The organism is Streptomyces rugosispiralis (genome assembly GCF_024505145.1).
GTDB classification, from domain to species: Bacteria; Actinomycetota; Actinomycetes; order Streptomycetales; family Streptomycetaceae; genus Streptomyces; species Streptomyces rugosispiralis.
In genome coordinates, this window is record NZ_JANIAA010000026.1 from 89,170 (window position 1) to 100,696 (window position 11,527).

Below are 11,527 nucleotides of genomic sequence, written 5' to 3' on the forward strand. Positions count from 1 at the left end.
GAGGAGGGGGAGCCCCGGAGGCTCCCCCCGCCCGATCACCCGGTCAGCTTCCGCAGGTCGATCGACTCCGCCATCGCCCGCAACCCCGCGTCGCCCGGGTGGAGATGGTCCCCGCTGTCGTAGGCGGGCAGGATCCGTGCCGGGTGCCCGGGGTCCCGCACCACCGCGTCGAAGTCCAGCACGGCGTCGAACACCCCGCCGCTGTCCCGGATGAAGGCGTTGACGGCTGAGCGCCGCGCGTCCGCGTCCGCCGTGCACAGCGACTCGCCCTCGCACGGGGCGATGGTCGCCCCGACCACCCGCAGCCCGCGCTCCCGCACCCGCGCCGCGACCGACCGCAGACCCGCGATCAGCTCCTCGGCCGAGCTGCCCCACCGCAGATCGTTGATGCCCTGGAAGACGACGACCGTACGGGCCCCGGTCTGGGCGAGCACATCCCGCTCCAGCCGGTGCAGGGTGCTGACCCCGCCGGTGTCCGTGGAGACGCCCTCGCCCGGATAGCGGTCGGCCACCACGCGGTTGGCGGAGATGCCCGCGTTGAGCACCCCGTACGCCGGGACCTCGGACTGGCCGCGCAGCCGCCGCGCCAGCACATCGGGCCAGCGGCGATTGGCGTCATTGGTGGACTTGGTGCCGTCGGTGATCGAGTCGCCGAGCGCCACCACCGAACCCGGCCCGCCCCGCACATCGACCCCGGTCAGGAACGGCCAGGTGGTCAGGGTGCCGGTGTAGGACTCAGCCCCCGGCTCGGCGGTCCGGTCACCGCTGCCCGCCGCGCTCAGATACGACCGCTGGGTGGCCTGGCTGTGCACCGGCACCGCCGCGACCGGACCCGGCAGATGGATGCTCACCAGCAGATTGGCGTCCGCCGGGACCGGGAAGTCCACCGGATCGCTGAACGCCTGAGCGCCCGCGGGGATCGAGGTCCCCGGCCGCCCGCCGAACGTCAGCGGCACCGGTGACCCCTGCGCCGCCGCGCCGCTCGCCTGGAGCGCGACCGTCGCGTGCCCGATCCCCACGGGCGCCGCGGCGAAGGTGTTCTCCAGCCGGACCCGGGCCCTCGGCCCGCCCGCGCTGGTGTGCACCACCAGCCGCAGCGTCTGATCGGTCCACGGCCCGACCTTGGTGTACCCGGCGGTGCTCGCCGCCCAGCTCCCGGTCCAGCCGTACGCGGGCCGCCGCAGCGACGCGGCGAAGACATGCAGATCGGCCGCCGGGCCCGGGTCCCTCGGCAGCACCACCGACGCGACCTCGTGGCCGCGCTCCAACGGCACCGTCACCGCGTACAGCCGTGCCGTCTCCTGCCGCTGCCCGCCGGCGGTGTTGAGATGGGGGAGGCCCACGGCCTTGGTGGTGGCGGGGCCCGCCCGCCAGTCCGGCGCGCTCAGCGTGTACGGATGGCTCGACCCGTCGCGGTAGCGCACCGTTCCGACACCGCTCGCCCCGGCGCCGGGCCCGTTCGGCGAACTGCTCGCCACCAGGAAGGTCAGCGCCTCGCCCCGGCCGCGCAGTCGCACCGTCTGGCCGTCGGCGATCACATTGTCCGGCCGCGCCCCCGCGCTCCTCGGCCAGGTCAGCCGCGCCGCGTCCAGGTCGATATCGCGCCCCGGCGTCCAGCCGGCGGCCCGCAGATCCTGCGCGGAGAGCGAGGCGCCCGCGCCGTCGAAGTCGGCGTCACCCGGGCGGGCGTCATCGCTGACCGCCCGGTTGTCGAAAAGCCGCTCCAGAGGGAGCGGCTTGTGGGTCGGCACGGTGGCCGGTGCGGCGTAGGAGGGTGCGAGAAGTGAGAGGGTGACACCTCCCGCGACGATCCCGGCGGTTGTCCACGGTCTCGCTACGCGCATATGTGTCCCCTCTCGCAACCAACCCGACCGGCGATTGCACAGGTGCCCGGAGAACGTATGGAGGCAGGTGGGTGTCGTCAAGACGAGCATCGGGTCACAGCTCACGACGAGCATCGGGTCACAGCTCATACCGCGCGCCCTGTGGTGCGCCGGTGACCTGGATGCCACGCTGAGCGGTATGAACATCTCCTTCTTGGGCAACTGGCGCAAGCGACGTGGCCCCGCCTCGGGCGCGGCCCTGATGGGTGCCCAGGAGGAGGACCCCCAGGGCATCGCCCAACTGCTCTCCGAATGCGAACTCCTGCGTGCGCGGGCCTCCGCCGCGGGCATCGGGCTCGATGACTCCACGGCCTCCCTGGAGGCGCTGGACCAGATGGCGCCCCGCTGGCGCGACGACCCGGACGAACTCCCCTGGCTCGGTAACGACGCGGGTCTCTACCTGGGCACGGTCATCGTCCGCACCGTCCCCGGGGCCGTCTGGCAGGTGTGGCCCAACGGCCGACCCGTCGTCAGGCTGGCCTCCGGCCGGGAGGTCGACGTCGTGGAGGCCGGTCAGCAGTGGGCCGCGGATGGTGCTCCCGAGCTCTGCCAGCGGTACGCCGAGGTCGCGGAGGCGTAGGGGGCGTCCGGCGGATGGTGACGCCTGCGGCGAGCTGTTCCCCACCCCGCCCCGTCCCGAAACCGGGGCTCCGCCCCAGGCCCCGTTCGGGGCTTCGCCCCTGGACCCCGGGGCCTGGGGCGTAGCGCCGGACACGCGTTAGGGCGGCGGGACCGGGGGCTTTCCCCTCCCCGCCCCTTCCCGATACCAGGGGGCTTCGCCCCTGGACCCCGGGGGGAGCCGCCGTGCACACCCGCACCGGCGGGCCGATCGCGGTCGGTACGTCGGCGCGGCGGATGAGCGGGCGGACGCCCGCGCACAGCCGGGTCGTCCGGTCGGGGTCTGGGGCGGAGCCTCAGTTTCGGGAAGGGGCGGGTAGGGGAGAGATCCCCCGCCCCCGTAGACCCTGTCGAGCGGTATCCGCCCACCGATGCGTGTCCGTACCCAAAGCTCCCCAGTTGCCCGGATAGCTTGCGCTGACCAGGGACACAGCGGGAAGGTGGGTGGGGCCGGGTATGGCCGTCGGCGAGCCGTTGATCGAGCTGCACGGCGTCAACAAGCACTTCGGCGCGCTGCACGTTCTGCGGGACATCGACCTCACCGTCGGCCGCGGCGAAGTCGTCGTGATCATCGGCCCCTCCGGCGGCGGCAAGTCCACCCTGATCCGGACCATCAACCGGCTGGAGACCGTCCAGTCCGGCTCCATCGTCGTCGACGGCCGTCCGCTGCCCGAGGAGGGCAGGGAACTGGCGCGGCTGCGCGCCGAGGTCGGCATGGTCTTCCAGTCGTTCAACCTCTTCGCCCACCGCACCGTGCTGGCCAATGTGATGCTCGGTCAGACCAAGGTCCGCCGCCGTGCCAAGGAGGACGCCGAGCGGCGCGCCCACGAGCTGCTGGGCCGGGTCGGACTGGCCGACCAGGCCGGGAAGTTCCCCGCCCAGCTCTCCGGCGGCCAGCAGCAGCGGGTGGCCATCGCCCGCGCGCTGGCGATGGACCCCCAGGTGATGCTCTTCGACGAGCCGACCTCCGCCCTCGACCCCGAGATGATCAACGAGGTGCTGGAGGTGATGCGCCAGCTCGCCCGGGACGGCATGACGATGGTCGTGGTCACCCATGAGATGGGCTTCGCCCGCTCCGCCGCGAACCGGTTGGTCTTCATGGCAGACGGCGCGATCGTCGAGGACCGTACGCCGGAGGAGTTCTTCCGCGCCCCCGAGAGCGAGCGCGCCCGGGACTTCCTGTCCAAGATCCTCAAGCACTGAGCCGGGTGATGACGGACATGAGGCGTCTGCGCCGCGCGACCGCCGCCCTCACCACGGCCCTGGTCCTGCTGCTCACGCCCGGCTGCGGCAAGGAGGGCAGCCCGCCCGCCAAGGGCCCCCGGGCCGAGAAGCTGCCCACCTACAAGGTGGACAAGGAGTTCCGGCTGCCCGCCTCGCCCACGTGGCGCCGGGCCGAGCGCCGTGGCCATCTCACCGTCGGGGTCAAGGAGGACCAGCCCTATCTGGGTGAACGGGACCCGGCCACCGGCCGCTACTCGGGCTTCGACATCGAGATCGCCCGCATGATGTCCGCCTCCCTCGGCTTCGCCCCGAGCACCCTCCGGTACCAGACCATCGCCTCCGCCAACCGCGAGACCGCCCTCCAGAGCGGCCAGATCGACTACTACGTCGGCACCTACACCATCAATCCGCTGCGCAAACGGCTGGTCGGCTTCGCCGGGCCGTACTTCATCGCCGGTCAGGCGCTGCTGGTGCGCACCGACGAGAACGACATCCACGGCCCCCGGGACCTCGCGGGCAGGACCGTCTGCTCGGTGGCCGGCTCCACCCCGCTGCAGCGCATCCGGGCCGACTACCCCAAGGCGCACGCGGTCGCGTACGACACGTACTCGGTGTGCGTGGACAACCTGCTCAGCTTCCAGGTGGACGCGGTGACCACCGACAACACCATCCTGCTCGGCTACGCGGCCAAGGCCCCCAAGGAGCTGAAGGTGGTGGGCCGGCCCTTCTCCAAGGAGCCGTACGGCATCGGCGTGCCCAAGCCGGACAACGCGCTGCGCTTCGCGCTGGACGACGCGATCCTCTTCCACGAGCGCAACGGCGACTGGAAGAAGGCGTACGACGCGACCCTCGGCCTCTCGGGTGTGCCCGCCCCCAAGCCGCCCCCCATCAACCGCTACCGCACCGGCTGAAGGCCATCCCATGGACGTGCTCACCCAGAATTTCTCGCTCTACGGCAAGGGCTTCCTCGGCACCGTGCAGCTGACCGTCTACGCCTCGCTGCTCGCCCTCGCGCTCGGTGTCCTGATGGCCGCCTTCCGGGTGGCGCCGGTCGCCTCGCTGCGCGCGTTCGGCACCGTCTGGGTGACGGTGCTCCGCAACACCCCGCTGACGCTGCTGTTCTTCGCGGTGATGCTGGGGCTGCCGCGCTTCGGTCTCGTACTGCCGTTCACCGTCTTCGCGGTGATCGCGCTCGGCTGCTACACCTCGGCCTTCATCTGCGAGGCGGTGCGGGCGGGCATCAACACGGTGCCGGTGGGACAGGGCGAGGCGGCCCGCAGCCTGGGCATGACGTTCGACCAGACGCTGAGCGCGGTGGTGCTGCCGCAGGCGTTCCGCACGGTCATCCCGCCGATCGGCTCGACCCTGATCGCGCTCGCCAAGAACTCGGCCATCGCCGGGTCGTTCAGCGTCACCGAACTGCTCGGCACCTACAAGCCGCTCAACGAGCTGGGCTACAGCATCGTCTGGTCCTTCGTCTGGATCGCCGTCGGATACCTGATCATCACCCTCGCCATCAGCGCGATCTTCGCCCTGCTGGAGCGGCGCTGGGGAGTGCCGCGATGACCGCCCCCTCGACCACCAGCGCCCTCTACGACGTCCCGGGGCCGCACACCCGGCGCCGGCACCGGACGTATGGGCTGGTCGGGACGGTCGTGCTGGTGGTCCTGCTCGGCTGGATCGGCTATCTCCTCATCCACACCGGCCAGTTCGCCTACCGCAAATGGATGCCGTTCGAGTACAAGGGCATCCAGGAGCTGCTGCTCAACGGGCTCGCGGGCACCCTCAAAGCGTTCGGCATGGCCGCGGTCCTCTCGCTCGCCCTCGGCGGGGTGCTCGCCGCCGGGCGGCTCTCCGAGCACCGCCCGCTGCGCTGGGTGGCCACGCTGGTGGTGGAGTTCTTCCGGGCGATGCCCGTACTGGTGATGATCTTCTTCGTCTTCGTGGCGCTGCGGGTCCAGCCGCTGCCCGCCCTGGTCACCGGGCTGACGCTGTACAACGGCTCGGTGCTGGCCGAGGTGTTCCGGGCCGGGGTGAACTCGGTGGACCGCGGCCAGCGCGAGGCGGCGTACTCGCTCGGCCTGCGGAAGACCCAGGTCATGATGTCCGTGCTGGTGCCACAGGGGGTGCGGGCGATGCTCCCGGCCATCATCAGCCAGCTGGTGGTGGCCCTGAAGGACACCTCGCTCGGGTTCCTGATCACCTATGAGGAGTTTCTGCACGCCGGAAAGCTGATCGCGTCCAATCTCGACTACGACCTGCCGTTCATCCCGGTGGTCATGGTGATCTCACCGATCTACATCGGGATGTGCATGTTGCTGTCGTGGTTCGCCAACTGGGTGGCCAAGCTGGAGCGGCGCAGTGTGAAGACCCGTCAGGTCGAGGTCGCCGCCGCGGAACCGGCCGCCCCGATGCCGGGGGACACCCGCGGCTGAGCCGGGGCGGCCGGAGGGTGTCTCGGCCCTTCAGTCGCGGACCGGGATCGTGAGGTGGGACGGGTCGGCGTCCGGGGACGAGAAGGTGAGATGGGCGCCGTCGGGGTTGTGCTCGATGTAGAGCGGGTCGACGGTGTCCACGACCAGCGCCAGCCGGTGACCGGCCGGGACGTCGTACGCGGTGGAGAACAGCTCCAGGTCCACGCCGAAGGGCGTGCCCGGGGTGCGGTCGTGGAAGGTGAACGGGGCGTGGGTGATCAGCTTGCCGACGCCCAGCGGGCCCACGTCGTACAGATACGCCACCGCCGTACCTTCCGAGCGGTCGCTGGTCACGGTGGTGTGGAGCTTCACGGTGCCGCGGACGCGCTGCTCGCGGGCGTGGGCCCCGGTCTGCCAGACGGCCGCGTAGGACCGGGGCAGCAGCGGGATCGAGGCGAGCGGCGGAAGCTTCAGGAACTGGTCCAGGGCGCCGCCGAGCAGCACGGTTCCGGCGTTGGCGCCGGAGTCATGGTTGGCGGTGACCTTCTCGGTGGCGGCGAGCGGGACGCGGAGCTGCCCGGAGGGGACGGCCGACCAGCTGGGGTAGCCCTCGTAGCCGTCGCCGTCCCCCGTACGGGACGTCAGCTGCACCGGCTGCTCGGCGTCGATGCCGTTGCGCTCGCCCCTGAGATAGCGGTCGAGCCACTGCCGGGCGTGGGTCCAGGTGGTGTTGGGCAGTCCGAGCAGCCCGGTCAGCTCGGCGGTGGCGTGGTCGCCGGGCCGCAGCTCCAGCCGCTTGGGGCCGGTGAGCTTCTCGAAGAAGTCGGCGTAGCTGTTGGGCGGGAAGATCGAGTCGCCCCAGGAGTTGCCCAGCATGATGGCCGCGCCATTGGCGTTGATCCGGTCGAGGTAGGTGGTGGCGGAGCGCTTCTTGCCCCAGGCGATCAGATCCTTCTCCTTGGCGAGGTTGGAGGAGAAGAAGTCATCGAGGATCTGCTGGAACTCCTCGCTCGGCCGGCCGGTCAGCGCCCCGGCCCCGGCGAGCAGCCCGGCGGCCTGGGAGTGCTGGGTGCGCTCGCCGTAGATCGAGCCGACCAGGTCCGCCCAGCCGCTCATGGCCACCACGGCCTTGATCCGCGGGTCGGCACCGGCCGCGAGCAGGCTGATCCCGGCGCCGTAGGAGAGCCCGGCCATGCCGATGTGGTCGGGGTCGGTGGGGGTGTTGGCGAGCGCCCAGTCGATGACCTTGGACGCGTCGGCGACATCGGGCGGCCCGGCCGTCTCGATCCTCCCGCCGGACTGCCAGAAGCCGCGGGTGTTGTAGGTCAGTACCACATAGCCGGTTTCGGCGAGCTTCTTGGCCTGGGCGAGATATTCGACCTGGGGCAGCGACCAGCTGGTGGGCAGGACGACGAGGGGGAGGCGGTGGGAGGCGTCGGCGTTCGCGGGAGCCACGATGTTGGCGGCCAGGTTGACGCCGCCGTCGCCGGGGATGTCGACGAAGCGGACGGAGACGCCGGAGGTGGCGGTGGTCGGGGCGGTGGTCGGGGCCGGTGCCGCGGCGGCGGTGGCGGGGGCGAGGCCGAAGGCCGCACCGGCCATGACGGTGAGGGAGAGGGCGACGGTGGTCGTGGGGCGGAGGGCTTTTCGGGCAGGGGTCACGATGGCTCCTGGTGGGGGATGCCGTGGGGGGCAGGGGAGCACCGGTGCTTGTGACCTGACGGTAACTCGGGTGTTTACCGGCGGTAATACCGCGGTAAGTTACGCATGGGTAACGATAGAGAGCCGAGGTCGGCTGCCGGGGCCGGCCCGGCCCGGGGCGCTATCCGGGGGCCGGGCCCGTATGGGTCCGGCCCCATCTGCGCGGAGTCCCGTACGCCGCTGAAGTGCCGCCCGCTTCGCGGGAGTTCAGCGGCGTCCGCCCTTGCGGCGGATCTTGATGGTTCGCATGTCCGTCACGCCGATCCGCAGGATCCGATGCGGGTAACCATGCGCGGTCAGCGCCGCGATGGCCCGTTCGGCCGCCTCCTGCTCACCGTCATCCGGCTCCGCCGGAACCTCGCAGCGGAAGGTGAACGCCGAAAGGGTCCGGTCGCAGGTGAAGGTGCCCGCCTCGGTGAAGGCGACCTGGAGGGAGTCGACCACACCGCGCAGCGCCTCGCGATCGTCCTCGCCCAACTCCTCGAAGGCGCCCCGGATCGTCACTCGGAACACGATCGCTCCTCCCGTCCCTCGCGTACGGCGTAGCCGAGCATCGGTGCGCCGACCATCTCCTCGATGGCGTCGAGGAGTTCGGTCACGGCCTCGGCGATGGCGTCCGGGCGGTCGCCCGCCGTGACGCGCCGTCCGATCTCGCCGAAGATCAGTGAGTGGTAGCCGCTGATCTGGGCGGCCACCACGCGCGGCAGTGGATCCTCCGGCGCCGCGCCGGTCTCTTCGGCGAGCACGGCGGCCAGTTCGCCGTTCATCCGGTGGCCGAGCTCCTCCAGCCGGGCCACCAGCGTGGGGGCGGCCCGCATCATCGCGAAGAACGGGCCGAAGCCCTCGGTCAGCCCCAGTGAGCGGTCGCGCCGCTCCACCTCCTCGCGCAGCCGGTCCAGCACCGCCTGGGCGGCGGACCGGCCGGGCGGGCGCTCGCGCACGATGTCGGCGAGCCGCCGCGGGGACGCCTGATCGGGCGGCAGGACCAGATCCTCCTTGGCCGGGAAGTAGTTGTAGACGGTGTTGACGGACACCTCCGCGGCCTCGGCGACCTCGGCGACCGTGACCCGGTCGAAGCCGCGCTCCAGGAACAGACCGGTGGCCACGTCCGCGATCCGCCGGCGCGTACGGCGCTTGTGCTTCTCCCGCAATCCTTCGCTCATGGGCCTCAGTGTAGCCCGTTGCAAACTTGGACTTGTCTTAAAGCTTTAAGTCGATTGCAAGTTTGTGGTGCGTTGTGCTCTGATCGGGGCATGTCCTCATCCGTCATCCGCGTTCGCGGCCTCACCCGGACGTTCTCGCTGGGCAGCGGCCCCGTGCACGCCGTCCGCGGGATCGATCTGACCGTCGGCCGCGGCGAGATCCTCGGCTTCCTGGGCCCCAACGGGGCCGGTAAGACCACGACCCTGCGCATGCTCACCACCCTGCTGCCACCCACCGGCGGCGAAGCCGAGATCGCCGGGCGCGATCTGCTCCGCGATCCGGCGGGGGTACGCCGGCGGATCGGCTACGTGGCCCAGTCGGGCGGCCTGGACCCCGGGTGCTCCGTACGCGAGGAACTGGTCACCCAGGGGCGGCTGCATCTGATGTCCAGGGGCGCGGCGGCCGGGCGTGCCGATGAACTCGCCGGTGAGCTGGGCCTGTCGGGGCTGATGGACCGCCCGACCGCCGCCCTGTCCGGCGGTCAGCGCCGCCGGGTGGAGATCGCGCTGGGCCTGGTGAACCGGCCCGAGGTGCTCTTCCTCGACGAGCCCACGACCGGTCTCGACCCGGGGAGCCGCGCCGAACTGTGGGACCTGGTGCGGCGCGTCCGCGCCGAGCACGGCACGACGGTTTTCCTCACCACCCACTACCTGGACGAGGCCGACGCGCTCGCCGACCGGATCGTGGTCGTGGACGCCGGGCGGATCGTCGCCGAGGGCACTTCCGCCGAGCTCAAGGGCCGCTATGCGGGCGATCCGGCCGCGAGTCTCCAGGACGCCTTCCTGGCCATCACCGGCCGGGGCACGGCCGAGCAACCCCTCGCCATCTAGGCGGTGTTCGGCGGGTCTTGCCGCCTGGGAAGGACCCGCCGGACACCCCTGGCGCCATCCCGAACACCCGACCCACCCAAGGGCCTCTTATGACTCTTCTCGCCCACACCGGCATCGTCTTCGGCCGCTGTCTGCGCTCAACGCTTCGCTCGAAGACCAATCTCTTCTTCGGAATGCTTCAGCCGCTGCTCTTCCTCGCCCTCTTCGGCCCGCTGCTGACCGAACTCGACATGGGCGTCAGCGGATCGTCCTGGCAGACGCTGGTCCCCGGTGTGCTCGTGCAGCTCGCCCTGCTCGGCGGGTCGTACGTCGGGCTCGGTCTGCTGATGGACCGCAACCTCGGCGTGCTGGACCGGATGCGGGTCACCCCGGTCAGCCCGCTGGCGCTGCTGCTCGGCCGCACCCTGCGCGATGTCGTCCAGCTGGTGGCCCAGTCGGTGCTGCTGGTGCTGCTCGGCCTGGCCTTCGGGCTGCGTGCGCCGCTCCTCGGCGTGCTGCTCGGGCTGCTGTTCGTGGCCGTGCTCGCGGCGGCCCTGTCCGCGCTCTCCTACGGGCTGGCCATGAACGTCCGTACGCCCCCGGAGTTCGCCGCCATCGCCAATACGGCGGGCATGCCGCTGATGCTGCTCTCCGGACTGCTGCTGCCGATGACCCTGGCCCCCGGATGGCTCGCGGGCGCCTCGCGCGCCGTGCCGTTCCGCTACACCGTCGACGCGGTGCGCCAGGTGTTCCTGGGGCACTACGCCAACACCACGGTCGCCGTCGGGGCGGCCGTCACCCTGGCCCTGGCGGCGCTGTGCCTGCTGGGCGGGGTGCGGCTGTTCGGCCGGGTCCGCGGCTGACCGAGTCGTCCTCGGCCGCCTCGGCCGCCTCAGTCCTCCTTCGTGGCCGCCTTCGCGGCGACGCGCGGGCCGGCCGAGGTGGTCGCGGGCTTGGTCACATCCGCGACCAGCTCGACCAGATCCGGGCCGTACGCCTGCGAGTTGACCACCTTCAGCAGCAGGCAGAAGGAGCCCTGCGCGCCGTACTTCCGGGCCAGCCGGACGCGGTTGCGGACGAGGTGGCGGACGGCGGCGCGATGCGTGACCGGCCGCTGACCGGCGGCCAGGAAGACCGGGCGGCTGTCGTCGCCCGCCGTCAGCCGGGCCAGCAGCACATGCTCGACCGCGCCCGGATCCGGGCGGTAGTGGGTACCGGCGATGGTGAACATCCCCCGGTCCGTGCCGGAGTCGTCCCCCGGGTGCACGGTGACGCCCGGCAGCAGATTGGCCATATGGGCGGCGAGCCTGCGGTGCGCGGTCGGATCGCCGACGCAGAACTCGGTGCGCGCCCCGAAGCCCTGCAGACCCGTGTCGTGCGGGGCCACCTCGGCGTGCGCCCCGCAGTTCTCCACGACCGACGCCAGCCCCAGCAGCGCCAGCGCGTCATGGCGGGGGATGCTCCAGTGGGCCGAGGTGCTGTCCCGATGGGTGACCATCACACACTCCGAACCGTCCGGCAGACCGAAGAAGCGCTGCTCGCGGGCGCGCTTGCGGCGCGCGAACGCGGAGTGCACGGCCCAGCCGGCGGCCAGGCCCACGATCAGGGCGGCCGCGGAGGCGATCAGGTCCTGCAGCGTGTCTGTCATGGCCGCGCATCGTAGCGGCCGACCGGG

General features: G+C 71.6%; 12 protein-coding genes. 7 read left to right on the forward strand and 5 right to left on the reverse strand.

All coding sequences use genetic code 11. The annotated features are described in order from the left end of the window. Positions 1 to 35: 35 nt before the first annotated feature. Entirely contained in the window at positions 36 to 1,844 is a 1,809-nt protein-coding gene (locus NP777_RS30595) for an SGNH/GDSL hydrolase family protein (protein WP_256653409.1), read from the reverse strand. A 178-nt stretch (positions 1,845 to 2,022) separates the two neighbouring features. Between NP777_RS30595 and NP777_RS30600 the strand changes: the two genes are divergently transcribed. The 5 genes from NP777_RS30600 to NP777_RS30625 all read left to right on the forward strand — a co-directional run bounded on the left by NP777_RS30600 (position 2,023) and on the right by NP777_RS30625 (position 6,160). After that, a complete protein-coding gene (locus NP777_RS30600; protein WP_256653410.1) occupies positions 2,023 to 2,463 on the forward strand; it encodes a DUF6278 family protein in 441 nt (146 codons plus the stop codon). A 494-nt stretch (positions 2,464 to 2,957) separates the two neighbouring features. Continuing rightward, complete coding sequence (locus tag NP777_RS30610) at positions 2,958 to 3,704, forward strand: amino acid ABC transporter ATP-binding protein (RefSeq protein ID WP_305890297.1); 747 nt, start codon at positions 2,958 to 2,960, stop codon at positions 3,702 to 3,704. A gap of 17 nt (positions 3,705 to 3,721) precedes the next feature. Further along, positions 3,722 to 4,636: a glutamate ABC transporter substrate-binding protein gene (locus tag NP777_RS30615; protein ID WP_391858607.1), complete on the forward strand. Its 915-nt coding sequence runs from the start codon at positions 3,722 to 3,724 to the stop codon at positions 4,634 to 4,636. Positions 4,637 to 4,646: 10 nt separating this feature from the next. After that, entirely contained in the window at positions 4,647 to 5,291 is a 645-nt protein-coding gene (locus NP777_RS30620) for an amino acid ABC transporter permease (RefSeq protein WP_256653412.1), read from the forward strand. Further along, positions 5,288 to 6,160 (forward strand): amino acid ABC transporter permease, encoded by an 873-nt coding sequence (locus NP777_RS30625; RefSeq protein ID WP_256653413.1) that lies wholly within the window; start codon positions 5,288 to 5,290, stop codon positions 6,158 to 6,160. The genes NP777_RS30620 and NP777_RS30625 overlap by 4 nt, the downstream gene beginning before the upstream one ends. A gap of 30 nt (positions 6,161 to 6,190) precedes the next feature. Here the strand turns inward: NP777_RS30625 and NP777_RS30630 are convergent, their stop codons facing one another. The 3 genes from NP777_RS30630 to NP777_RS30640 form a co-directional block, all read right to left on the reverse strand. Beyond that, positions 6,191 to 7,801, reverse strand: coding sequence for an alpha/beta fold hydrolase (locus NP777_RS30630; protein ID WP_256653414.1), 1,611 nt, complete (start codon positions 7,799 to 7,801; stop codon positions 6,191 to 6,193). A 246-nt stretch (positions 7,802 to 8,047) separates the two neighbouring features. Further along, a complete protein-coding gene (locus tag NP777_RS30635) occupies positions 8,048 to 8,353 on the reverse strand; it encodes a DUF6204 family protein (protein ID WP_256653415.1) in 306 nt (101 codons plus the stop codon). Beyond that, positions 8,341 to 9,003 carry a TetR/AcrR family transcriptional regulator gene (locus NP777_RS30640; protein ID WP_256653416.1) on the reverse strand — a complete coding sequence of 221 codons (663 nt, stop codon included), beginning with the start codon at positions 9,001 to 9,003 and terminating at the stop codon, positions 8,341 to 8,343. Before NP777_RS30640 ends, NP777_RS30635 begins: the two co-directional genes overlap by 13 nt. Positions 9,004 to 9,093: 90 nt before the next feature. Here NP777_RS30640 and NP777_RS30645 point away from each other — a divergent pair, with 90 nt between their 5' ends. Continuing rightward, positions 9,094 to 9,873 carry an ABC transporter ATP-binding protein gene (locus NP777_RS30645; protein WP_256653417.1) on the forward strand — a complete coding sequence of 260 codons (780 nt, stop codon included), beginning with the start codon at positions 9,094 to 9,096 and terminating at the stop codon, positions 9,871 to 9,873. An 89-nt stretch (positions 9,874 to 9,962) separates the two neighbouring features. Beyond that, entirely contained in the window at positions 9,963 to 10,715 is a 753-nt protein-coding gene (locus NP777_RS30650; protein ID WP_256653418.1) for an ABC transporter permease, read from the forward strand. Between the two features lie 29 nt (positions 10,716 to 10,744). On the opposite strand, the gene NP777_RS30655 is transcribed toward NP777_RS30650, so the two are convergent. Next, complete coding sequence (locus tag NP777_RS30655) at positions 10,745 to 11,500, reverse strand: hypothetical protein (protein WP_256653419.1); 756 nt, start codon at positions 11,498 to 11,500, stop codon at positions 10,745 to 10,747. Positions 11,501 to 11,527: the final 27 nt, after the last annotated feature.

What these genes read in the sequence shown, in the direction of transcription:
- NP777_RS30600 (WP_256653410.1), top strand. Translation starts at nt 2,023, where the DNA reads ATGAACATCTCCTTCTTGGGCAACTGGCGCAAGCGACGTGGCCCCGCC.
- NP777_RS30615 (WP_391858607.1), top strand. Translation starts at nt 3,722, where the DNA reads ATGAGGCGTCTGCGCCGCGCGACCGCCGCCCTCACCACGGCCCTGGTC.
- NP777_RS30640 (WP_256653416.1), bottom strand. Translation starts at nt 9,003, where the DNA reads ATGAGCGAAGGATTGCGGGAGAAGCACAAGCGCCGTACGCGCCGGCGG.
- NP777_RS30650 (WP_256653418.1), top strand. Translation starts at nt 9,963, where the DNA reads ATGACTCTTCTCGCCCACACCGGCATCGTCTTCGGCCGCTGTCTGCGC.
- NP777_RS30655 (WP_256653419.1), bottom strand. Translation starts at nt 11,500, where the DNA reads ATGACAGACACGCTGCAGGACCTGATCGCCTCCGCGGCCGCCCTGATC.
- NP777_RS30645 (WP_256653417.1), top strand. Translation starts at nt 9,094, where the DNA reads ATGTCCTCATCCGTCATCCGCGTTCGCGGCCTCACCCGGACGTTCTCG.
- NP777_RS30625 (WP_256653413.1), top strand. Translation starts at nt 5,288, where the DNA reads ATGACCGCCCCCTCGACCACCAGCGCCCTCTACGACGTCCCGGGGCCG.
- NP777_RS30620 (WP_256653412.1), top strand. Translation starts at nt 4,647, where the DNA reads ATGGACGTGCTCACCCAGAATTTCTCGCTCTACGGCAAGGGCTTCCTC.
- NP777_RS30610 (WP_305890297.1), top strand. Translation starts at nt 2,958, where the DNA reads ATGGCCGTCGGCGAGCCGTTGATCGAGCTGCACGGCGTCAACAAGCAC.
- NP777_RS30595 (WP_256653409.1), bottom strand. Translation starts at nt 1,844, where the DNA reads ATGCGCGTAGCGAGACCGTGGACAACCGCCGGGATCGTCGCGGGAGGT.